The sequence below is a fragment of the Arsenicibacter sp. R0_47 genome (assembly GCF_057652235.1).
Genome location: NZ_JBYFCJ010000004.1, coordinates 571313 through 594413 on the forward strand (window position 1 = coordinate 571313; position 23101 = coordinate 594413).

At 51.5% G+C, this 23101-nt stretch carries 16 protein-coding genes; 6 read left to right on the top strand and 10 right to left on the bottom strand.

All coding sequences use genetic code 11. The features are described 5' to 3' along the window. Positions 1–32: 32 nt before the first annotated feature. Positions 33–2510, bottom strand: coding sequence for a TonB-dependent receptor (locus AC23NW_RS11410; RefSeq protein WP_487449600.1), 2478 nt, complete (start codon positions 2508–2510; stop codon positions 33–35). Positions 2511–2764: 254 nt separating this feature from the next. Then, positions 2765–3394, bottom strand: coding sequence for a leucyl/phenylalanyl-tRNA--protein transferase (gene aat, locus AC23NW_RS11415; RefSeq protein ID WP_293836418.1), 630 nt, complete (start codon positions 3392–3394; stop codon positions 2765–2767). Positions 3395–3814: 420 nt separating this feature from the next. On the opposite strand from aat, the gene AC23NW_RS11420 reads away from it, so the two are divergent. Together AC23NW_RS11420 and AC23NW_RS11425 are read left to right on the top strand one after the other, a co-directional pair. Continuing rightward, positions 3815–4528, top strand: a complete 714-nt coding sequence (locus AC23NW_RS11420) for a GNAT family N-acetyltransferase (protein WP_487449602.1) — start codon at positions 3815–3817, stop codon at positions 4526–4528. A gap of 103 nt (positions 4529–4631) precedes the next feature. Further along, a complete protein-coding gene (locus AC23NW_RS11425) occupies positions 4632–4991 on the top strand; it encodes a hypothetical protein (protein ID WP_487449604.1) in 360 nt (119 codons plus the stop codon). On the opposite strand, the gene AC23NW_RS11430 is transcribed toward AC23NW_RS11425, so the two are convergent. Beyond that, complete coding sequence (locus tag AC23NW_RS11430; protein ID WP_487449606.1) at positions 4988–6001, bottom strand: glycoside hydrolase family 53 protein; 1014 nt, start codon at positions 5999–6001, stop codon at positions 4988–4990. The two genes, AC23NW_RS11425 and AC23NW_RS11430, sit on opposite strands and share 4 nt — an antisense overlap. A gap of 233 nt (positions 6002–6234) precedes the next feature. On the opposite strand from AC23NW_RS11430, the gene AC23NW_RS11435 reads away from it, so the two are divergent. Further along, a complete protein-coding gene (locus AC23NW_RS11435) occupies positions 6235–7641 on the top strand; it encodes a sialate O-acetylesterase (RefSeq protein WP_487449608.1) in 1407 nt (468 codons plus the stop codon). Positions 7642–7688: 47 nt separating this feature from the next. On the opposite strand, the gene AC23NW_RS11440 is transcribed toward AC23NW_RS11435, so the two are convergent. The 3 genes from AC23NW_RS11440 to AC23NW_RS11450 all read right to left on the bottom strand — a co-directional run bounded on the left by AC23NW_RS11440 (position 7689) and on the right by AC23NW_RS11450 (position 11415). Then, a complete protein-coding gene (locus AC23NW_RS11440; protein ID WP_487449610.1) occupies positions 7689–8492 on the bottom strand; it encodes a helix-turn-helix domain-containing protein in 804 nt (267 codons plus the stop codon). Positions 8493–8546: 54 nt separating this feature from the next. Beyond that, complete coding sequence (locus AC23NW_RS11445) at positions 8547–9962, bottom strand: aldehyde dehydrogenase family protein (RefSeq protein ID WP_487449612.1); 1416 nt, start codon at positions 9960–9962, stop codon at positions 8547–8549. 133 nt (positions 9963–10095) lie between these two features. After that, positions 10096–11415 (bottom strand): NCS2 family permease, encoded by a 1320-nt coding sequence (locus tag AC23NW_RS11450; RefSeq protein ID WP_487449613.1) that lies wholly within the window; start codon positions 11413–11415, stop codon positions 10096–10098. A 231-nt stretch (positions 11416–11646) separates the two neighbouring features. On the opposite strand from AC23NW_RS11450, the gene AC23NW_RS11455 reads away from it, so the two are divergent. Then, positions 11647–11850, top strand: a complete 204-nt coding sequence (locus AC23NW_RS11455) for a type II toxin-antitoxin system HicB family antitoxin (RefSeq protein ID WP_487449615.1) — start codon at positions 11647–11649, stop codon at positions 11848–11850. A gap of 284 nt (positions 11851–12134) precedes the next feature. Next, positions 12135–15140, top strand: coding sequence for an SdrD B-like domain-containing protein (locus AC23NW_RS11460; protein WP_487449617.1), 3006 nt, complete (start codon positions 12135–12137; stop codon positions 15138–15140). Between the two features lie 92 nt (positions 15141–15232). On the opposite strand, the gene AC23NW_RS11465 is transcribed toward AC23NW_RS11460, so the two are convergent. Further along, complete coding sequence (locus tag AC23NW_RS11465; RefSeq protein ID WP_293836434.1) at positions 15233–15394, bottom strand: hypothetical protein; 162 nt, start codon at positions 15392–15394, stop codon at positions 15233–15235. A gap of 285 nt (positions 15395–15679) precedes the next feature. Here AC23NW_RS11465 and AC23NW_RS11470 point away from each other — a divergent pair, with 285 nt between their 5' ends. After that, positions 15680–17230: a family 43 glycosylhydrolase gene (locus AC23NW_RS11470; protein WP_487449619.1), complete on the top strand. Its 1551-nt coding sequence runs from the start codon at positions 15680–15682 to the stop codon at positions 17228–17230. A gap of 94 nt (positions 17231–17324) precedes the next feature. Here AC23NW_RS11470 and AC23NW_RS11475 read toward each other — a convergent pair whose 3' ends face one another. From AC23NW_RS11475 to AC23NW_RS11485, 3 genes are all read right to left on the bottom strand, one after another. Further along, entirely contained in the window at positions 17325–20948 is a 3624-nt protein-coding gene (locus AC23NW_RS11475) for a M1 family aminopeptidase (RefSeq protein ID WP_487449620.1), read from the bottom strand. A 23-nt stretch (positions 20949–20971) separates the two neighbouring features. Further along, positions 20972–21859, bottom strand: a complete 888-nt coding sequence (locus AC23NW_RS11480) for an ABC transporter ATP-binding protein (RefSeq protein WP_487449621.1) — start codon at positions 21857–21859, stop codon at positions 20972–20974. Positions 21860–22100: 241 nt separating this feature from the next. Then, positions 22101–23060, bottom strand: coding sequence for a tryptophan 2,3-dioxygenase family protein (locus AC23NW_RS11485; RefSeq protein WP_487449622.1), 960 nt, complete (start codon positions 23058–23060; stop codon positions 22101–22103). Between the last annotated feature and the right edge of the window lie 41 nt (positions 23061–23101).

The window sequence follows — 23101 nt, forward strand, 5'->3', positions numbered from 1 at the left end:
ATTTTACCCAAAAGACAGACGAATCCCTGCACCTACTTCCGGTCGTCGTTATTCACCTTTTTCTTTGACCGCTCAGGGGCGGCGCTCATCTTACCGAACCGCCAGTTTACCGATAACCGGATATTCCGGATCACGTTGTAGTTTGAGCCGTCGGTCAGGAAGGTGGTGGTCCGGAGCAGGGTAACGATGGTGTTGTACTTCCGGAACGGGTTTTCAAAATTGGCCGTCAGCGTCAGGTTCTGTTTTTTAAACTCTTTGCGGCCCGAAAAGCCATAGTAATAGAAACCCGATGACTGTCCCTGTAACTGCACCCGGCGCGAATTGTAGGAACCGTTTGCCTGTAAGCTGAAGTTAGCCGGCAATTGCAGCGAGGTATTCATATTCCCCTGATAACTCCAGTTCCGGTTGCTGGTCTGCAAGGCCGGGCTGTTCAGCAGGTTGTAGTTAATGGTAACCGACCCGCTGATGTTCCAGGCTTTCACCGGCTTCACCGAGGTGAACCAGTTCATACCGTACGTAGCGTTCCGGGCGATGTTGCGGTAGGTGCTGTTCGAAATCCCGGAAGCATCCACCGTTGTAATACGCTCAATGGCATTGTTGGTCTGCCGCCCGAAAACCATGACGTTGATCGTTGTGCCGCTGTTGCTGAAGGTACTGTACGACAATTCAACCGAGTGCGCCAGCTCCGGCGACAGATACGGGTTGCCCTGCTGGATGTTTTTCGGGTCCGAATAGTTCACGTACGGGTTCAGGAACATAATCGACGGCCGCTGAATCCGCTGGCTATAGTTGGCCCGGAAGCGGCGGTTATCGTCGAGGCGTTTCGACACCGTAATGTTCGGCAGGATTTTCTGGTAACGATCGGTGAACCGCGTTTTGGTCGAAATAAAGTTGGCGTCGATGGCCGTCAGCTCAAAGCGGCCGCCAATGTTAAAGCCCCATTTGGTTTCGGTCCGCATCCGGAACGACGCATACGACGACCAGACCATCTGCTCATAGTCAAAGGTGTTGGCCCGCCGCGGGTCTTCCTGAAAATCAAGTGATCCGTCGGTAGCGTTTTCGAGTTTGTAAAAACTGTTCACATCCCGCACAATCAGCTTACTACCTACTTCCAGTAGCCGGCGTTTGACCGTCGAAAACGGATAGGCATAGTCAGTCTGTAAGGTCAGTTCACTCTGGCTGTTGGTATTTTCGTTGCGTTCCCGATAGTCAATCACCTCGCTTTCGGGCAGCGGGTATTGGTTCAGCGCATAGCCACTCTGGCCGTTATTCCGGTTATACTGCGCCAGAAACGTAAACTCCTGTTCCGAACTACGCCGCGAGGTACGGTTATAGTTAAAGTTCAGGTCCATATTCCGGTTCTGGTTCTGGCTGTTGTTATAGCGCCGGAATTCCCGCAGCGTATCCAGGCTTTGCCGCGTATCCCGCACCGACCGCGTTGTCGGGGAATCGCCGCCGAAGTTGGCATCGATCCCGATCCGGTTCAACGTATCCAGATCATAATCAACGCTGAACGACCCGAACTGTGACTGGCCCCGGTTGCGGTAATTACTCTGCTGTTCGATTTTGCTGAATACCTGTCCGTTACGCAGGTTTTGCCGCACCGTCTGTGACCCGCCGAAGTAATTGTTCCAGTTGGTCCCGCCGTAACCGGTCACGCTCAGCTTGCCGCGTTTATAGTTAATATTGCCACCCAGGTTATTCCGGCGACTGCCTGCCGAGGCATTAAGCCCGCCGGTCAGGCCCTGTAACTGATTTTTCGTAATGATGTTGATAACCCCTGCCGTCCCTTCCGCATCGTATTTTGCCGACGGAGCCGTAATGACTTCCACCGACTTAATCAGCTCGGCCGGAATCATCTGGAGGGCCTCGCTGATACTACGCGCCATGATACTCGATGGCTTGTTGTTAATCAGAACCTTAATGCTGCTGCTGCCTTTCAGCTGCACATTGCCGTCAGGGTCAATGGTCAGTAAGGGGACTTTTTTCAGTACGTCTACCGCTGTACCACCGGCATTGGTCAGGTCCTTATCGGCGTTGTAAACGAGCCGGTCATCCTTATCCTCGATCAGCGGTTTTTCACCCGTCACAACCACTTCATTCAACATGCGGGTATCAGCCTGCATCTGGACGGTACCCAGTGCAATATCAGCACCCTTAACGACAATATTATTGATCGTTTTGTTCTCGTAGCCCATAAAACTGACGGTCACCCGGTAGGTGCCGGCCGCCACATTATTGATCGAAAACCGGCCCCGTTCATCCGTCGTTGTTCCGCCGATTGGTTTGTCGGTAAGGGGGTTAATGAGCGCCACCGTTGCAAACTCTACCGGTTTGTTGGCTGTTCCGTCCATAATCGTCCCCGAAATCTTCATCCCTTTTTGCTGCCCCGCCCTCGACTCGTTTACGGCTTGCGCAGGAACCGCCGCCGGCGCCCCGGGCGAGGGTGTATTCTGCGCCTGCGTATACAGACTTATCCCCAGAAAAAATAACGGTATAGTTTGCTTCATACTATAATTTACAGGCCCGCAAGCCCTTCAGGTTGTATACTTTATTTGCTGATGTATATAAAAGACCAAATATAAAAAATATACCGTATCTGAACCAGAAAAGGCTATTCTGTAACCCGTATTGGTCAAGACGCTACACAAAACAGGCCAATATGTATAGTCTCCTTATTAATCACCTGGGATTCAGCGGTAAAAACAGCGGGAAGAAATCAGACCATACCGTTTACGCAGACGGGCAAACACGCGGACCGGAATCAGTCAGCGGCATGGTTACGGAATAAATGTTCAAGCGTAGGTTCCGTAAACCGGGCTTTTTTAAACAACGCACTCTTCAGTTGCCGCAAATAGTCTGCCTTCGGAATCTCAATGGCTCCATAGCGCCGGACGTTATCATTAATAAACTGGGTATCAAGCAAATCAAACCGCTGCTGGCGCAGAATCATGATGAGATAATGGAATGCAACCTTGGAGGCATTATCGGCTAAATGGAACATGGACTCCCCGAAAAAGACTGACCCGAGCGCAACGCCATATAACCCGCCAACTAAACGGCCATCTATATACGTCTCCACACTGTGGGCTAGTCCCATCTGGTGCAGCGTCGTATACGCATCAATGATCTCTTCCGAAATCCAGGTACTGTCATCGTCAGAACGTGGCAGCGAACAGTAGCGCATCACCTGCTCAAAGTTACCGTTGACCCGTACATCAAATGTTTTTTTGTTCAGGACCGGACGTAACGAACGGGCAGGCTTGTACGTCTCAAGCGGAATGATAGCCCGCGGGTCCGGCGAATACCAATATAAGGTACCATCAGAATCGGCCATTGGAAATATGCCATTCATGTACCCATAAATCAGATCATCGGCGGTTAGTTTTGTCATGAAAAGTGGAAGCAATTACTTACAATAACAAATGTATAGAAAAAACACTGGAATGATTCCATCGGTTCCGGACTTAATATTTTCGTAATGGCGGAACTATCCTAAAAAAATACCGTTATTTCATTGCACAACCCGGACAATATCATTAACATTGTCCGCGTTTTTGAAACAGCTCTTACGCTACAGACGCGATCAGTACAGTACATGGAACAGACAGCATACATACCTACGTTCTATCATACTACGCCCTTCCGGTTCAGGTCCGAAAGGGCCATATAATCTTTTTTGCCTACGTGGCAAAACTTTCTCGTCTGTTAATCCTTTTTTATTCATTTCAATCTAATAATCGTACGGGCAACAGACATCTGTCGTCTGGTTGAGGTAAACGTTCGACGTTTTTTTCGTTACCCAATTACTGCGATGATTCAACAAGACATAATTAACGACCAATACATCGTTCAGGTAGCTAATGAAAACCATCTGCAAATGGCTGAGACTATTTGCAATGAAATGGAGCAAAGTGCGAAAGCCCGCGGAACCGGTATAGCCAAACGCTCTCCGGTGTACCTGATGGAGAAAATGCTTGAAGGCAAAGCCGTTATTGCTACCACCGTTGCCGGTGAGTGGGTCGGTTTCTGCTATGTCGAAACGTGGGAGCACGGTAAGTTCGTGGCAAATTCCGGCCTTATTGTGCATCCTGATCACCGCAAAAGTGGTCTGGCAACGAACATCAAACAGAAAGCGTTTGAACTGTCACGGTCTAAGTTTCCGAATGCGAAAATCATCGGCCTGACGACCAGTCTGGCCGTCATGAAAATCAATTCTGACCTTGGCTACCAACCGGTTACGCTAAGCGAATTACCGGCCGATGAAGCCTTCTGGAAAGGGTGTTCAAGCTGCGTAAACTACGATATTCTGACACGGACCAACCGCAAGCACTGCCTGTGTACGGGTATGCTGTACGATCCGGAAGAACCGAAAAAGAATGAACATGAAAAACAGGAAAAATGGAATTTCCTGAAGGAATCTAAACTGTATGAGCGCTGGATGAAGCTGAAAGAGCGTATTCTCTTCCGGCTCAAAGAACGTCCACGGGCTCGTCGCTCCGAACGTGAACTCGAAGCCGTAGGCTGAATCATATAACCCGAAAAACCTGACCGTACGGTCAGGTTTTTTTTTGCCTCGCCGGAACATCTGCCATACCAACGGGTTTTATCTGCATAAACCTCAACGTACTATGAAAACCAACAGCCCTGAAACCGGTGAAACAACCGGCGACAACAAACTGGCTACGATTCCGACTGGTATGGAACACGATCCGAAAGCCGATGAACAGGTTATTGACCAGCAAACCGGACAACAGACGCCCGATGCCGTTCAACACGCCGATGACGCGGCCGATGCAGATGAACTTGCCAACTCCATTGCCTATGCCCTCGACGGCTCAGGCCCCGGCCCTTCCAACAGTCCGGGACTGGATGGTCCGGGACCATCCAGTCGGGTTAAGGGTGAGGCGCATAAAGTCATTACCGAAGGCGTTACCGGTGCCGGACCGGAAGACGAGGAAGACGCTGCCAGAGAATGGCGGTCGCTTTAGTTGCGGAAAGCGTCCATGGCAGCGGTTGGTTTGCCGGTTTCATCGAACGCCCCCAAATCGTAGCCCTGCCATTTACCATAAGACTGCGGCTCCCAGTATAACACGCCTTTCCCCATCTGGTCTGGTACACTGCGCATTTTGCGGATCAGATCGGAGATAAAGGCGTTTGCTGTTACCGGATCATTGGCCGGCATCCCGACTTCTACCACCATTACCGGTTTGTGATACTGTGCGATCATATCCTGAATGGTGGCAATACACTGGCTGTTTTTTGTCTCCCAGTCGGCGGCAGACGGATATAATGACATGCCGATCATATCAAATTTCGCCTGCTGCGCGGCCAGTCCGCCAAACATCCACTGGAATAACGTCCGGTCATAGCCGTTCGAAATGTGCACAATCACCTGTGAGGCCGGGCTGACCGCCTTAACCGCATCGTAGCCGGCATTGACCAGTGCGGCAAAGTTCGCCATGCTGGTCGATGCCCGCCCATCAGGCCAGAGCATGCCGTCGTTTGTTTCATTACCGATCTGCACCCATTCCGGCGTAATCCCATTCTCTTTTAAACGGGTTAATACCGTGGTCGTATGGCTACTGAGCGCTTTTTTAAGATCGTCAAACGACAGGCCCTGCCACGCCGCCGGTTTTGTCTGCTTGCCGGGGTCGGCCCAGTTGTCGCTGTAGTGAAAGTCAATCATCAGCCGCATACCCGCCGCCTGAACGCGTTTTGCTTTACTCAATACGTCATCTATTCCGTTCCAGCCACCCTGCGGATTTACCCAGACCCGCAGCCGGATGGTATTCATGCCCTTCTCTTTCAGGACACTGAAAATATCAGCCGGTTTTCCGTCTGACTGATAAAAGCGGAAGCCTTCTTTTTCCTGCTGTGTGATCCAGCTCACATCGGCTCCCTTTGCAAACCGGTCAGCGACCGCAGACGGAACCGACTGCCCCTTACAACCGGCCAGCTGCCCGATCATTAATCCTGTTACAAGAATCCACTGTTTCATAATTTACCTCCGCTGTTCGCTCCCGCGTACTTATCACGCAATCGTTTACTGGCAAAGGGTAAATTGCACCGGAAAAGTTTCTTTTAGTAACCGGCAACAGGCTTTATTACTGATAATGAAGGTATTCTGTCTTCGGGATTACCTGTTCCGGTCTAACATGACGGTTTCTGCTTGGCGGTACATCGGGATTGCCGTATTTTTCGTATTCAGATTAGCTGATTTGGTTGTTGTTCATGAAAAAACTGGTTTACGTTTTCTTTTTCCTTTGTGCCTTACCCGCTTACGCCGACGTTATTTTGCCCGCCCTTGTCGCCAATCACATGGTTTTACAACAACAGGAGTCCGTCAGGGTCTGGGGCTGGGCCGAACCCGGCGAGGTAGTTACCGTAACCCCCGGATGGGATAACCAGCCGGTTTCAACGACAACAACCGATCATGCGGTCTGGAAACTGACCATGCCGACGCCCGCCGCCGGTGGCCCCTACTCCATCACGATTTCCGGCCGGAACACCATTGTGCTGACCGACGTACTGGTTGGCGAAGTCTGGGTCTGTGCGGGGCAGTCAAATATGGAATGGAGTGCCAACAGGGGTGTTAAAGATGCTCTTGCTGAACTGCCAACGGCAAAGAATAACCTGATCCGTTTTTTTAAAATGCCCAAATTAACGGCTGATGCTCCCCAGACAGACACCAAGGGCAGCTGGGTCCTGTGTGATTCCGCCAGTTTGCGGACCTTCAGTGCAGTCGGCTATTTTTTCGGCAAGAAAATTCAGCAGACGCTGAATGTGCCCATTGGTCTGATCGATGTAGCCTGGGGTGGCTCCTACATCGACAGCTGGCTGCCGGTGACAGTGACGCAGCTTTATCCGGATACCCGCACCTCAGCGGCCCGTATGACCAAAGCGGCCCATTGGCCAAGCAAGCCCGGCTCCATTTACAACGCCATGATTGCACCGGTTATTCACTATACCATTGCGGGCGCTATCTGGTATCAGGGGGAGTCGAACCGGCATTACCCGCAGGCATATTACCACCTGATGCACCTGCTGGTTGATCACTGGCGGGGGATGTGGCAAAAAGATTTTCCGTTCTACTATGTTCAGATTGCACCGTTTATCTACAATGGTGAACACCAGACAGCGGCAGTCCGCGAAGCCCAGACACAGGCCATGGACATCCCTAAATCAGGCATGGTGGTGACCACCGATCTGGTCGATAATCTGAAAGATATTCATCCGGCCTATAAGCATGAAGTAGGCAACAGGTTAGCCAATCTGGTACTGGCAGCCACGTATGAGCAGAAAACGATTGCGGCAAAAAGTCCGCAATATCAGTCGATGAAGGTAACCGGCAAAAAAGGCCATATCCTCCGCTTAAGCTTCCTGAACGCCCCTAAAGGACTGATCAGTAAGGGTAAAGAACTCAGCGAATTCACCATCGCCGGCGCCGACAAGGTATTTGTACCGGCCAAAGCCCGCATCCGCGGCAATATGATCGATGTCTGGTCTGACGAGGTAAAGGTCCCCTATGCCGTTCGGTTTGCCTTCCGGGATGCGCCGGAGCCGAACGTATTCAGCAAGGAAGGATTACCCCTTATCCCTTTCCGTACCGATGACTGGGACCTGAAACTGCCGAAATAATGCATGTGCCTCATCCCTCGGAAGTAAGCCGGCATCACGGACAGTTTTCAGAACGCCTTAAGTTTGGCGGGGCTGTACCCAAATTGCCGTTTAAACGTATATGAAAAATGGGAAAGATCTTCAAAACCAAGATCAACGTAGATGTCCGATGCAGATTTCCCTTGCTCTTTAAGCAGAAAATAAGCTTCGTCAAGGCGCTTCTGTAATAGCCATTTGTGGGGTGATGTATGAAATACCTTCTCAAAATCCCGTTTGAATGTAGCCAGGCTTCTTCCCGTGAGATACGCAAAACGGTCGAGTTTGACATTGTACCGGTAATTTTGGTTCATAAATGCTTCCAGATCCGATTTGTGCGGCGCTGAGAAGTCAAATAAAGCCTGTTTTAAACCGGGTTGCGCATCCAGCAGAATCAGAATCAGTTCCTTTATTTTCAAATCAATCAACGGCTTATTCCCAAGGCTATTACTATCAATGAGCGCTTTTAAGGAATCAATATAATTCCGGAGAAGCATGGTCATCCCGACAGGAATCATCGATGCCAGGCTACTTCTATGATCAGCTTGTATACTATATTCGCCGGCCATCTGCTGTAAATTACGTTCGCTTACATAGATATTCAGACTTTCAAAACGGCCGTTTTCCGGAGGGAACTTGGTAAACTTTACCAGTTGATTTTTCCGTAACAGGGTAAGAGCGCCTGCTTCAGCCTTATAAATCTCCCTGCCATCTGCCAGCATAAAACTCCCCGCCATCTGATACGACAGAATGTGCTGAGGAATAAAATTTTCGCCTTTTCGGCTAATGCTATGATAGCAGGAATAAACGATATCAGACGTTTCTGCGCTGTCCATAATTTTTATTCGGAAAGCGCTGTCTTGTCCTTACAGCACTTTCCAATATCATCATTACTTCAGAATTGCTTTCGTTTCGAGGTACTCTTCCAGACCAAAGGCTCCGTACTCCCTTCCGATGCCAGACTGTTTAAAGCCTCCGAACGGCACCATCGGATCATGGCTGAAACCGTTGATACAAACCCTTCCCGCGTCGATCCGTTCGGCAACATACTGCGCACGGTCAGGGTTCGATGTGCTGATATAGGCAGCCAGGCCATAGGGTGTATCATTGGCGATCGCAATGGCTTCTTCGTCCGTTTTATAGGGAATAATGGCTAACACAGGGCCAAAAATTTCCTCTCTGGCAATCCGCATATCGTTCCGTACATTCGTAAAAATAGTCGGTTTTACAAAGTTTCCGGCTTCCAGTCCGGCGGGTTTTCCAGTCCCGCCGGTCAATAACGTGGCCCCTTCCTGAAGCCCGGATTCAATGTACCCCTGAACCTTCTCAAACTGCCTTATACTGACCATCGGCCCTACGTCGGTGAGCTCCTGCAAAGGCGGGCCCACAACAATTTGTCCGGCAACTGCCTTAGCGATGGCATTGACCTCCTCCAGCTTACTCTCCGGTACCAAAAGCCTTGTCGGAGCAATACAAGCCTGGCCGTTATTCATATATGCTCCGTAGACAGCCATCGGAACGGCCTGCGCCAGATCAGCATCGTCCAGAATAATATTCGGTGATTTCCCGCCCAATTCCAGCGTTACACGCTTCATGCTGTCTGCTGCCTTTTTCGCGATTAATTTGCCTACCGCTGTCGAGCCGGTAAAGGAAATCTTAGCCACATCAGGATTATCCGTAAGTTCAGTACCCACAACAGTTCCCAACCCTGTCACAACATTGATGACACCTTTGGGTAAACCTGCATCGTGAAACGCCTCCATCAGGACCTGTGTCTGCAAACCACTCAGCTCACTCGGTTTAATAACAACCGTACACCCGGCAGCAATTGCCGTTGCTACTTTGCTACAGACCGAACTGTTACTTGCATTCCAGGGCGTAATGATACCGACCACACCAACCGGCTGTAACCTTACCCGCGAGGTGTTAATTGTTTTTTCGAATTCAAAATGACGAAGCGTTTCGATCATGCTGTCGAACCAGCTTCCCGTATACTTATTACTTAACGTTGAAAACCGGTACGTTCCACCGTATTCTTCGATCATGGTGTCGATAAAGTCCTGCTCCCGGTTTTGAACGGCATCCCTAAGTTTTTCCAGATACTGTATCCGCTGCTGTACAGTTGTCAGGGAAAACAGCCGGAATGCGTCTTTGGCCGCTGCAATCGCAACCCGGGTATCTGTTTCATCCGCAAGCGTTAATTCGCCGATCACGTTATTGGTAGCCGGATTTATCAATGTAAAAACCTCAGTACCATGTGGTGTTATAAATTCACCATTACTATAAATCTTATTTACCTTTCTCATTGCTTTCCTGTTTTATGCAGCAAAGGTAAAGGCGTCAAAACGAACTGACTTTGTAAAAAAGCTCAATGTTACTTTGTAAAAAAGCTCAGTCCTGAACCGGAATACAGTAGTTTGGTAAACCACCGGCCAAACATCAGGAAGATACCAGCGAAAGCAGGCAAAAGCCGTCGACCACCCATAACCCTGCCGGCACTTCGTTTGATTTTCCAACGGCCAGTTTAATAACCGTCCAGGACAGAAAGCCCCAGATAATGCCGTGGGTAATGGAATAGCTGAACGGAATCAGCACCAGCGCCAGAAAGGCCGGAATGGCATCGTCCAGCTGCTCCCAGCAGATTTTAGTGACGGGCTGCATCATAAACGCCCCGACCAGCACCAGGGCGGGGGCCGTTGCAACCGCCGGAATTACCGACAACAAGGGGGATAGAAACAGAAACGGCAGGAAAAGACTCCCGGCTACGATAGCGGTCAGTCCCGTACGCCCGCCCTGTGCAATGCCCACTGCGGATTCGATGTAGGCGGTACCGGGGCTGGTCCCCAGCATGCCGGCCAGCGTCGTCGCTACGGCATCGGTCAGTAAGGATTGTTTCAGGTTGCGGGGTTCACCGGCGTCATCGTGCAGCCCACCGGCTTCGGCTACCCCCACAAATGTGGACAAACTATCAAACAGATCGGTGAAGGCAAACGCAAAGATTACCGGCCACAACGACCAGCGGAAGGAATTGACAAGATCCAGTTTACCAATCAGACTGAAATCCGGAGCCGCCAGTACTCCCTGAAAATTGACGAGCGTTTTCAGCCCCATGTTAACCGCCGAGGCATCGCCCCACCACCGGCCAATGGGAATGGCCGCGAGGGTAGTCAGCATAATGCCGATAATGATCCCGCCCGGCACCTGACGCACCACCAGAACAGCCGTCAGCAACAGCCCGGCCACAAAGGTTATCATAACCGGATCATGCAGCGACGCCATGCTGACCAGCGTTGCCGGATGGGCCACGATAAACCGGGCATTTTCGAAACCGATAAGTGTAATAAACAAGCCGATGCCGGCAGAAACAGCATAGCGGACGGGCTTCGGAATGGCCTGTACAATAGCCGCCCGCAGGTTCAGGACCGACAGTATCAGAAACAGAATACCCGCCCAGAATACCGCGCCCAGCGCTACTTCAGGCGATAACCCCATGCCTTTTACGGCCGTAAAGGTAAAAAACGCATTCAGCCCCATGCCAGGTGCCACGACGATCGGGTTCTTTGCATACAGCCCCATCATCAGGCTACAGAAAAATGACAGCAGAATGGTAGCGGTCAGCACACCGTTAAACGGCAAACCGGCCTGACTCAGAATGGCCGGATTGACCACGATGATGTACATCGTCGCCAGGAACGTCGAAACACCCGCCAGCATTTCAGTCCGGCGATTTGCTGATGGAGTAAAGCTTTTGCTCGTCATACTGCAATGATAGCAAAAACCCGTTAACATACGGATAATGCCCGACAGGCTATTATTATCCCCTGAACAAATGGCCAGCTTAGGATCAGATACTACCATTTCCGGTCAAAAAAGGTCAATAAACAGGCTAAACCCCGCATTGTGTTATAATTTCCGGCTATCGTACCATCCTAATATTAAGTTTTACAGGATGTGTTGACAAACCCGAATCAGCCCGATAATTTTACCGGTATGTTAACCGAAATAGTATTTTATGTGGAGTCTGATACGTCCGGAGGATTTCAGGCCTACTCCCTTGAAGAAGGTATTCTGACCCAGGGAGACACAATTCCGGAGTTACAGGAATCAATCCAGGAAGCGCTGGACGCCCAGTACAGTCCGGCTACCCCGCTTCCGCCCATCCGGCTGGTTTTACCAGCTGAAGCGGATCAATAAGCTTTTTCGTAGCAAAGTAGTAAGGCTATTCTCACATCAGGCTGAGGATAGCTTTTTCTTGTTTTGTACGCAACCGTTCGATAGTATTTAATCTGTGTTGGCATATCTTTTGACCCTGCCAATGAGTGGTTACCGGTAAACGGATTAGTATCCTTTACCATTTACACCAATGAAACGTTTATAGACTCTAACGTATCATCTTATTCATAACCAGCTACAGTTTACAGCACAGGTATCTTTTTTGCCATACGTTCCGGCATCTTACTGTCAACAAGGAATAGTGTATGGAAAATTACCTTTACAAATGCGCTGCTAAACTCATCATTACGGTCTTTTTTACAGTCAATGTTACGTGCGTTCTGGCAAAATCCGGCACAGTATTCCGCGATTTTAATAATAACGGCATCCGGGATAAGGGAGAATCAGGCGTTGCCGGCATTACCGTTCAGTCGTTTAAATCGGGGAGTGTGGTCTTCGGAACAGCCGTGACCAATGCCCAGGGGCAGTATACCCTGTCGCCGGCCCCTGCTGCCAATGAACCGGTTCGGGTCGAGTTTTCTATCCCTGACTCGCTGAAGGCATTTTTCCCGGCGGCAATGGCTGACGGTGCAGGCAACAACGGGACATCTGTTCAATTCGCTACCGGAGCGGCCACCAGCCTTAATTTCGGCATCAACCGGGCCATTGACTTTTGCGAAGCCGGGCCACCGGTTTCAATTGTCTGCTTTATCATCGGCAGTGGCACCACCATTGGCAGTAACCTGCTGGCCACGGTTCCGGTCAACGCAACCGGGGTCGACGGGTCGGTGGTCGGCCATCCCGAAGCACCAGGTGCCAGTGTCGGCGCGGTCTGGGGCTCTTCGTACCAGAACGAAACAGACCGGCTTTTTCTCGCTTCGTTCATGCGGCGGCATACGGCATTTGGTACCGCCGGAACGGGCGCCATCTACGTGACGACCAGTCCGCGCGATGCAGCCAAATCAGCTTCCTACCAGTTTATTAACCTCAACGGACTGACCGTAAACCACGTTGCAGGCGGGAAGATCACTATCCGCACAGGACAAGACCCGCACCTGACAACCAACTACACTGCCGATATTATCCACGATGGACTAAACCCCGCCGATTCAGTGGGAAAAATTTCACTTGGCGACATGGACATGAGCAGCGACGGCAAAGCATTGTATGTGGTTAACCTGTACGATAAACGCCTGTACCGCATCCTCATCGACAGCGACAAGAACCCCCTGACCAACCCCACGGCGGCCGATGTTCTGGCGTTTGACATCCCTGATCCACGCTGTAGTGGCGGACAGGCGCGTCCTTTCGGGCTCGGTGTCCGGGGCGATGATGTATTTGTCGGGGTCACCTGTGATGCCGGTACGTCCAAAAACCGGTCTGACCTCCGGGCGTTTGTCTATAAGCTTAACACACTGACTAACAGCTTTTCTGAAGTCATTAATTTTCCGCTGGATTATCAGCGGGGTAATGTCGCCGGTATGACGTTTACCAGGGAGATGAATAGCTGGCAACCGTGGACGAGCGATCCCGACTGGCACAACGATAATTCGGCCATTGGGGAGGTGTTCAGTTTCAGTACCAGACCTGAGGTGCTGTGTTCGCAACCACTGCTGTCTGATATTGTCTTTGACGACGACGGTGCATTGGTATTGGGGTTCATGGACCGGTTCGGGCATCAGTCGATTTATCACGGCCCCGACCCGGCTGGCTCAGCCGTTGACGGGCACTTTGTCAAAATTGATCCGCGGGCAGCCGGCGACGTTATCCGTATCTGTAATACCGGCACCCTCTCGAGGCCCGTTTATGCCGTCGAATCGCTCGGAAAATGCGGTTCTCCGGGCGGTGGTCAGTTTGTGGAAGCCACCTACGAAAATCCTGAATATGAATACTATACCGGTGACAATTATAATAACGACAGCCATACTGAAACCGCCATCGGTTCGCTGGGGCTGGTACCGGGTAGTGGCGAGCTCATCGTGGCGGCTTTCGATCCGATCAGCGAGCGAAATAACGGCAAAGTGTTTACCAACGGGTTTAAGGTATTGTCTAACACAACCGGTAAAGAACTACGTGGCTTCTCGCTCCTGAATGATATCCCGGCAAACAACGGGAATAATGAGTTCGGCAAAGCATCCGGTCTGGGTGGCGTTGAGGTCCTGTGTTTACCCAAACCGATTGAGATCGGCAATCTGGTCTGGCTCGACCAAAACCTGAACCGCATTCAGGATGCCGGTGAACCGCCTATCCAGGGCGTTCAGCTTGAGCTGTACAATGCTGACGGGCAACTGGTTGGCCGTTCGACCACCAATGCATCCGGCCACTATGTGTTTAATAGTATAAACGTGTTGGATACAGTCGGCGTGAACCGGCCCAACCGGCCAGGCCCCCAGATTGAAACGGCCTACACCATCCGCGTGGCTGCCAGTCAGTTCAATAAAAAGGGATTCGGGCCACTGACCGGCATGACAATACCGACTCCCTCTCAGGCACGGGCGTTCGTGGACGCCCCGCTCGGCGAAAACCAGATCAGGGATAATAACGGCGTGATGGCTAATGGCTTAATCGTCGCTAACGTGCTAACCGGCAACTCCGGCGAAAGTGATCATACGATCGACATCGGCTTTGCACCCGCCCCGCTCCTTGCCCTGTCAAAGCAAGTCAGTACCACCCAGGCACGCGTCGGAGAGGTACTTACCTATACAGTCACGATCAGCAATACCGGTCAGGGGAATGCCTTTGGTATTGTCGTGCAGGACGTATTGAGTACCAACCTTTCCTACTTTGCCGGTACCGCCCAAACCTCTTCCGGGACGTTCGTGACCGGCAATCCATCTACCTGGACCATTGCCAGTCTGCCGGCCAATGCAACGGCCACATTAACTTACTCCGTTAGTGTTATCGGAGCGGGTCTGGCGATCAATACAGCCACCATCCCGGACGATACTGCACGGGTCTGCACCACCATTCCATACGTGGTTTGTGCCGGCCAACAATATGCCATCTCCGTGGAAGGTCCGACAGGCTTTTCCTCCTATACGTTTTATCGCGGCAACGAGGTCATCTACCAGGGTCCGCAACGTACGTACACAGCCACATCCCCCGGCACGTATCGGGTCATACCAGACCGGGTCATACCAGACCAGGTCATACCAGACCAGGTTCTGCCGGTTTCGGCCAGTCCTGACTGTAGTTATCCATCGTGCTGTCCGCTCATTATTCAGGAAATCAGGCCACAGTGTGTACCACTTTACGGACTCCGGCTCAACTAGGCACAAAAAACAGAAGCCCGGCAAATTGCCGGGCTTCTTTGGTCAAGCACAGTCGCGGGAGTTAAAGAACCGGCGATGGCTTTTACTTATTATCAATCATTATTGCCACCAATTGACAGGCTTGTGCCAATGGCCGCGAAGTCAAAAATTTCAGTCACATTTGCCAGGTTCAGGAAACTGCCACCTTGTGCATCAATCATTTCCTGATTATTCATTTCCTGTACTTCGAGTTGATCCAGATTCAGCGTTTTCATAACAATAAATGGTTGAGTTAATTGCCTACTCGATACGCTTTTCGGCTGCCGCGCCCCATCCGTCATCGTACGTCCCGGATGGGTTGTCTTTCTGCCGTTTGGGTTATACAAAGGTGGCAGAAAAAGCCATAGGAGCTGATAACGGCCAGTTATAGCTTCATAACAAGCGTTTATAAAAGTATAACCAACGTAAATTTTCTTTTCAGGTCAGGGGTTACATGCCCTTTTCTGACTCTATTAGTAGTGCAGCAAGCCATGCGCTACTCATTTTCACCCAAACCTGACATGATTAAATTTACAAACGCACTCCTGTTTCTGTCCGGACTTTATGCGTTCAGTACCATAAATAAACCTGTGGTCCATGAAACGACAGCTGTTGTTACCCGGACAGCCCATTCCGGTTCGGTTAAGGAGAACCCGGTCATTCCCGGCGATTTCGCCGACCCTTCGCTGATCAGACGCGGCAACACCTACTATGCAACCGGTACCTCCTCCGAATGGGCACCGCATTACCCGCTTTTCACCTCAACGGATCTGATCCACTGGAAGCCCCTCGGATACGTATTTAACCAGACACCTTCGTGGGCCTCGGCCTCCTTCTGGGCACCGGAGCTGTTCTACCGCAACGGTACCTACTTTGTGTATTACGTCGCCCGCCGGAAAAGCGACGGCATTTCCTGCATCGGTGTGGCCACCGCGAAAGACCCGGCCAAAGGTTTCACTGATCACGGGGTCATGCTCGAATTCGGTAAGGAAGCCATCGACCCGTTCGTAATTGACGTCGACGGGCAGCTATACATGACCTGGAAAGCCTATGGCCTCGACAAACGACCTATCGAAATCCTGGGCAGCCGCCTGTCGACAGATGGCATGAAACTGGAGGGTGAACCCTTCATGCTGCTGCGCGACGACGACAAAAAAGGCATTGAAGGCCAGTGCATTGTTAAGAAAGGAAATTACTTCTACCTGCTGTATTCGCTAGGTGCCTGCTGTGGCCGGGGCTGTACCTATCAGGTTGAAGTTGCCAGAGCAACGGCTATCCAGGGACCCTATACCCGCTTCACCGGTAACCCGGTACTGGCTGAAACGGACGAATGGAAATGCGCCGGCCACGGCACCGTCGTTACCGGCAAAGACGGCAAGGACTATTATCTGTATCACGCCTACAACAAAGCAGACAATGTGTATACCGGCCGGCAGGGCATGCTGAGTGAACTGCGCTGGGACCAGCCAGGAGGCTGGCCTTCGCTCCACCCGATGGGGGCTAAAGCCGCTGCCATTCAGAATTTCCGCGACGACTTTACGAAACCGGCACTCGCCGGCGACTGGCAATGGGATTTCCGCCATACCAAACCGGCCTGGAAACTATCCGGCGGTAACCTGGCGCTGTCGGGCACACCGGATGCGAAAAACTCCACCGGCACCGCCCTTACGGTCCGGCCGCTGAGCGGTGATTATACCATTACCACTGAAGTCGCCAATCACAACGAATCGCTGAAAGGGCTGGTGCTGTACGGCGATGCCGGCCAGTCGGTTAGCATCGGGGTGAAAGGTACCATGCTGCAAATCCAGGAGGTTAAAAATAACAAGACGACCGTTGCTCATGAAGAAGCCGTCGGCACGACAAAGCCGCTGACACTCAAAATTCAGGTGGAGAAAGGGTATCTGTGCCGCTTTTTCCGGGGCGACGGCAAGGGCGGCTGGACAGAAGTAAAAACACAGGGGGCTACCTATAATGCCGATTTCCTCCCGCCATGGGACCGCAGCCCGCGTCCGGGCTTGCTGCAACAGGGCAGCGAACCGGCCTTGTTCAGCTATTTCAGCATTACCTATTAAAAAATACCACATAGCCACATAGAGAAACAAAGATGATTAACAATCTTTGTATTCTATGTAACTATGTGGTAAAACCTCCTTGTCCTGTAAACAATTATAGCTTCTCTACTTTTTTCAGGTTGTCGTCCGGTACGCGGTCAACGAGGAAGCTGATCGGGTCGATACCGGCCTGATAGGGTTCTTCCTTCACGACAAAGGTATAGGTGCTATCCTTTTTCTTCATTTTCTCGCGGCGGATCGCCAGCAACTTGCCCTGATCCTTTCCGTCGGCCGGACGCCCATAGACGCCGACATCAATCCAGTCATTGAGCGTCACCGGCTTTTCGTTCCCGTACTGGTCGGCACGGAATTTCTCGCTCTGGACCGCTACCGTCACCTCAAACTGTCCGTCGGGCCGTTTTTTGTATGACGCCGATAGGGCACGGTTATTGAAAACCGTCATTTCCTCGAACAGGTCCGTGATGACGTACTGCAGCGAATCCGGCGTATTTTTCTTGAACAAATCCACCAGCGCATAGGCATTCGGGTACGGCGGCCGGCGGTAGGCGTAGTTCTGCACCAGCTCATGGAGGGCGTTATTTACCGCCTTTTCGCCGATCATCTCCTTCAGATAGTACATGACTACACTACCCTTCCGGTAATGGATATAGCCCTGATTTTCGACCTTTTCCAGCGGCACTTCCTTCACCGACTCCGTTCCGCGATCCCCGAGGTAGCGGTCCATTTCGTACTTCAGGAACTTTTTCATGCGGTCTTTGCCGTATTCCTTTTCCATCACCATCAGCGCCGAATACTGGGCCATGGTTTCGGATAGCATCGTGGCTCCCTGCATGTCAGCCCCCACGACCTGATGCGCCCACCACTGATGCCCCATCTCGTGCGCAACCACGTAATACACCATATCAATATCCTTTTCCGGATCAATTTTGGCGATAAAGCCGATACCTTCTGAGTACGGCATGGTTCCGGGAAAGGCCTGGGCGAAACTGGCGTAGCGCGGAAACTCAATGATCCGGGCCTGCTTGTGGTAATACGGGCCGAAATTCTGCGTGTAGTAGGCCAGCGATTTTTTCACCGACGACAGCATGTTTTTGACGTTGTACGGGTGTTTCTTATCGTAATACACCTCGACATCTATGCCGTTCCATTTCTCACGGGCGACTTCGTAACGCGCCGAAATAAAGGAGTAAAAATTCAGCGACGGATGATCGAGTTTGTAGTGGTAATACTTCCGCGTCTGGCCGTTTTCGGTTTTTGTCCATTCTTTCAGCAGCGAGCCCGGGGCCACTGCCATCTGATCACCGGACGTACTGATCACCGTTTCCACCATCACCCAGTCAGAGTTATTGCTGATGTAGGTGTTCATGCACTTATCCGTACAGTTGCGGGCTAACTGCGGCATCCGGTCTTTTTCCTTCAGGCCATGTTCTTTCCGCTTATTCTTATCCCCGATCTCAAAGCCATCCTGATAGCCGATCATGGGCGCAATGTCGCTGTTGTCGAAAAACGAACCGTTCTGGTTAATCTGTTTGGTAAACGTAACCTCGTTTTCAAACCCGTTGGTTTCTTTCAGCATGGTGTACCGCAGGTGTACCGAGTCCCCGGGAGCAAGCGCCGGACTGAGTTTGTAAATCTGGTACTGCAGCACCGAATCGTTCATGGCCAGTTTGGCCCGGTCAATCGACAGTGTGTATTTCCGTTCGTTTGGATACACAATGTGCACCGAATCAATCGGGAAGCTCGACCGGTTTACGAGCACAAAATCGCCTTTCACGGACAGGTTACGCTCTTCCGGATACACATCAATGGTGTACTTAACATTGCTGATGCGCGGCTGCGGAATGCCCTGGTATTTTTTATACTTCTGCTCATAGCTGACCTGCCGCTCTTCCTGGTCATCGTCCGACTCGAAGCTATTAATCACCTTCGTGTTGTAGAAAATAAAACCGCCGCACAGAATCAGCGCACCGGACAACCCTGTTGTGATGGCTGCGTTGGTGCCCGAAAAATGGAGCCGTGCCGTCCGGAACCGGCTGGCCCAGCTGCTGTCACGGCCGCGTACCCAGAACAGGATCGCTTTCATCCCCAGCAGGGCGGCTACCAGCGTCCAGTAAATCCGGAACCAGACAAACGACTTCACAAACGGGCCGAAGCCGTTCATATCCGAATAGGTATAATCCGGTGAGGCGTTGAATTGAACCATATTGCTGCTTACGTCCAATGGTCCCCAGATGTAGGCGTTGGTAATCAATACCACGATGAAGGCAAAAAATGCGACATACTTCTGATTCACCAGCGTATGCACCAGCATCGACAGTACGATCAGGGGAATAAACCGGATCAGGTCAATGGCAAAAAACTCAATCAGGTACTGGTCCAGTTCAAGCGTCGTGTACCCCTTCAGCAACTGGGTTACGATACCGGCCAGAATACAGACCGCCTGAATCACGGCCACCATGCCAATCAGGCCCAGCAGCTTACCCATAAAAACGGTCCATGTCCGGTTCGGCATGGCATCATAAATCTGATCCATATCCGCCTCCCGCTCCTTCCAGATGACTGAGCCCGAGTAAAAGACGATAATCGCAATCAGGAAGACATACATCGTTCCGCGGATCGTGGAAATCACCTGATAGGTTACCGGGTAGGACATCAACCCGTAGAAGCGATCTGAATATTGCAGCGAGAACCCCATGTTGAGCATCCCCGCCAGCAGGATGACGATGAACGCCGTGCCGGTGATAATGCCCCAAAACTCCAGCCGGGCGATGCGGATCATCTGCTGCCAGGCAACCGAAGTGCCTTTTTGCGGATGTATGACCGGTAGCGGCTGCAACGGAATAAACAATGGCCGCGGGCTGTCCTCCTGAATATGGTCTTTTTTCTTTTTCCGGTTGACGGCGTTGCGCTCGGCAAACGAGAACCGGAAATAGGTAAAGACCAGTATACCGACCCCGACGCCCGTCCAGATCAGCCGGTTCATGAGCATGTCCGGGTTACTGAGGCCCACCGACAGGGTATTTTTTTCGCTGACGGTCCAGTATTTGGTGATTAGTTCAAACGGGCGGGCACCGAAGGCATCAACGAAGAACGCCAGCCGCTCATTTTCCACGTCGCTCAGGAAGCTGCTCGAAATCCCGTAGGCTACCAGCAGCAGAATGGCACCGACAAACGAAATAATGGTAGAACGCGTTAGGGCTGCCAGCGCAAAAATGATGGCCCCGCTGATGAAGGTATTCGGAATGGCAAACACCAGAAAGCTGTTTACGTGCGACATCAGCTCCGTCGGCCCGTACCGCTCGGCATCCACCGAACCGGTTGTCTGCCCGATGAGCGTCCCCAGCATGATACCCAGCGAGATCCCTAAAAACGGAATGAGCGACACGATAAACGAACCCAGAAACCGCCCGGCCAGATAATCCAGCTTTTTAATCGGCGACGAAAAGACGATCTGGTTGGTTTTGTAATTGAAATCGCGGATGGCAGCGTTCTGAATAAAGGCCGTTGTCATCAGCAGGGCGAACAGGCACCACACACCAAACTGATTCTGAACGACATACGGCGCATTTTTGTAGATATTGCCGAACGACCCGCCAATCGACACATCATCGGACGCCGATGCCCAGGCGAACATCAGCACGTTAACCAGCATGAACACGTACACCATCGGCTGTCGCAGCCAGTAGCGCAACTCAAAGGTAAATAGATATCTAAACATGTTGTTCCAGAGCGGGTTATGGATTACGCATGATTAGAAATAGTCGAGAAGAAGACGTCTTCGAGGTCAGGCTGAGCCAGTTCGAAGCCATTTGCGGGTACATCTTCACTGTAGATGTGAATCAGCGGTTTGCCGGCAACCAGCTTGTTCGAAATCAGCGAATACTGTTCAGCATATCCGGCGAGTTCGGCTTTTTCGATGGATTTCTGCCAGATTTTACCGTCCAGCATCGTAACCGAGTCGAGCGGAGAGCCGCTGTAGAGCACATTGCCACGGTGAATAATGGCCATGTTCCGGCACAGTTCCATGACATCCTGTACGATGTGCGTCGACAGGATAACGATCACATTTTCTCCGATTTCAGACAGCAGGTTGTAGAACCGGTTGCGTTCGCCCGGATCGAGGCCGGCCGTTGGTTCATCCACAATAATCAGTTTCGGGTTGCCGATCAGGGCCTGAGCGATGCCAAAGCGTTGTTTCATCCCACCCGAATAGCTGCTGACTGCCTTTTTGCGGTGTTCGTAGAGGTTTACCCGCTGCAGCAGGGCATCCACCAGTTCCTTCCGCTCCTTGCTGCTGGTAATGCCTTTCAGCACGGCCAGGTAATCGAGCAGGTCAGTGGCGGCCACTTTCGGGTACACCCCGAACTCCTGCGGCAGATACCCAAGCACCTGCCGGATACCTTCCTTATCGTTCAGGACATCGATGCTGTCGACCTCGGAATTTCCCAGAAAAGCGGTTCCGCTGTCGGCATCCTGTAAAGTAGCCAGTGTCCGCATCAGCGTTGACTTACCGGCACCGTTCTGCCCTAGCAGGCCGTACATACCGGTCGGTATAGTCAGAGAAACATTGTCAAGGGCTTTTACCCCGTTTGAATACGTCTTGGAAAGGTTTTGAATAGTTAGTTGCATGTAGTTGGGTACGGTTTTGGCGATAAACAAATATAACCCAACCTACTATTCAGCCCACTTTTTTGTAGTTAAAAGGTTTGATTGATGGCTAAATGGTTCCGTTATTTACCCGATTACCAATTATAGCATTGTTTTTCACTGGTGTTTACGAGGCATAACTACAGGTAAACCACTGGTATGAGCACGGAAATGCCGGCTTATGTGGTTTAACTGCCTATTTTACGGAATGAATTGTAATACGTTATACTTCCCTTCCCCAGCTATCAATCTCAGTATCTGCCCAAAGCTCCGGGAAGAACACCCGCTTCTGACCGGCAGGCGGCAGGTAGCGCTGCCAGTTTGTACCGCCGGTCGCCTCAATGGCCTCGGGCGACTTGTGCAGATACCGTACTGCCGACCGCAGGTGCATCAGCTTCCAGCGTACATTGACCCGCTGGTCGAAGGCCCGTAAACCGGCAGTAAGCTCACCGGTCAGCAGCCCCTGCTCCCGGAGCATCAGCATAGCCTGCCGCAGGTTGGTACGCTGATAGTCTGTTGCCAGCCGCACGAGCCGGTCTGAATACTGCGCTTCAAACTGCCGTAAGGTCAGGGTTTTCTGCTGGCTGGACAGCTCAGTAGCGCCCCGCTTCCAGTAAATCCGATCGTATTGCCGGCTGACCGGCGCGTCGGCGACCTCCCCCTGCGGATCATCGAGCAGCAGGGAAAAATCGGTGGCCATGATCTCAATTTCGCGGAACTGCACTGATTGAAACCCGCTCGACGGCAAAAGCGCCATCCGGAATTTGAGGAACTGGTCTTTGTCCATGCCTTCGACCATGACCGTAAACGAGTTTTCCAGTATCTCAAAATACCGGTTAATTCGCGCCACGCGTTGCGTGAAGAATTCAATAAAACCGGCGGATGAGCCTTCCGGTACGCGGCCGGCAATCTGGGCGATTTCGTGTTTGACGAGCTTAAAGTATAATTCGGTGATCTGGTGATAGGTAATAAAAATCAGCTCGTCGGGATAGGCCGTGCGCGGATTTTGCAGGGAAAGCAAGGTTTCCAGGTGAATATAGTCCCAGTAGGTCAGGTAGTCGGCCTGCAGCAGGCCTTCAAGGTAGGACGCCATGTCCTGCCCCATCGCGGCATATTTTTGGGAAAGCTGCTGTAGCTTTTCGGCCAGATCGGCCGGAATCTGTGTGTTGTTTTCAGATAGCATGGGATGAAGTGCAAACTGGTTCGGGCGCAATTTGCAAAAAT

What these genes read in the sequence shown, in the direction of transcription:
- AC23NW_RS11410 (WP_487449600.1), bottom strand. Translation starts at nt 2,510, where the DNA reads ATGAAGCAAACTATACCGTTATTTTTTCTGGGGATAAGTCTGTATACG.
- aat (WP_293836418.1), bottom strand. Translation starts at nt 3,394, where the DNA reads ATGACAAAACTAACCGCCGATGATCTGATTTATGGGTACATGAATGGC.
- AC23NW_RS11420 (WP_487449602.1), top strand. Translation starts at nt 3,815, where the DNA reads ATGATTCAACAAGACATAATTAACGACCAATACATCGTTCAGGTAGCT.
- AC23NW_RS11425 (WP_487449604.1), top strand. Translation starts at nt 4,632, where the DNA reads ATGAAAACCAACAGCCCTGAAACCGGTGAAACAACCGGCGACAACAAA.
- AC23NW_RS11430 (WP_487449606.1), bottom strand. Translation starts at nt 6,001, where the DNA reads ATGAAACAGTGGATTCTTGTAACAGGATTAATGATCGGGCAGCTGGCC.
- AC23NW_RS11435 (WP_487449608.1), top strand. Translation starts at nt 6,235, where the DNA reads ATGAAAAAACTGGTTTACGTTTTCTTTTTCCTTTGTGCCTTACCCGCT.
- AC23NW_RS11440 (WP_487449610.1), bottom strand. Translation starts at nt 8,492, where the DNA reads ATGGACAGCGCAGAAACGTCTGATATCGTTTATTCCTGCTATCATAGC.
- AC23NW_RS11445 (WP_487449612.1), bottom strand. Translation starts at nt 9,962, where the DNA reads ATGAGAAAGGTAAATAAGATTTATAGTAATGGTGAATTTATAACACCA.
- AC23NW_RS11450 (WP_487449613.1), bottom strand. Translation starts at nt 11,415, where the DNA reads ATGACGAGCAAAAGCTTTACTCCATCAGCAAATCGCCGGACTGAAATG.
- AC23NW_RS11455 (WP_487449615.1), top strand. Translation starts at nt 11,647, where the DNA reads ATGTTAACCGAAATAGTATTTTATGTGGAGTCTGATACGTCCGGAGGA.
- AC23NW_RS11460 (WP_487449617.1), top strand. Translation starts at nt 12,135, where the DNA reads ATGGAAAATTACCTTTACAAATGCGCTGCTAAACTCATCATTACGGTC.
- AC23NW_RS11465 (WP_293836434.1), bottom strand. Translation starts at nt 15,394, where the DNA reads ATGAAAACGCTGAATCTGGATCAACTCGAAGTACAGGAAATGAATAAT.
- AC23NW_RS11470 (WP_487449619.1), top strand. Translation starts at nt 15,680, where the DNA reads ATGATTAAATTTACAAACGCACTCCTGTTTCTGTCCGGACTTTATGCG.
- AC23NW_RS11475 (WP_487449620.1), bottom strand. Translation starts at nt 20,948, where the DNA reads ATGTTTAGATATCTATTTACCTTTGAGTTGCGCTACTGGCTGCGACAG.
- AC23NW_RS11480 (WP_487449621.1), bottom strand. Translation starts at nt 21,859, where the DNA reads ATGCAACTAACTATTCAAAACCTTTCCAAGACGTATTCAAACGGGGTA.
- AC23NW_RS11485 (WP_487449622.1), bottom strand. Translation starts at nt 23,060, where the DNA reads ATGCTATCTGAAAACAACACACAGATTCCGGCCGATCTGGCCGAAAAG.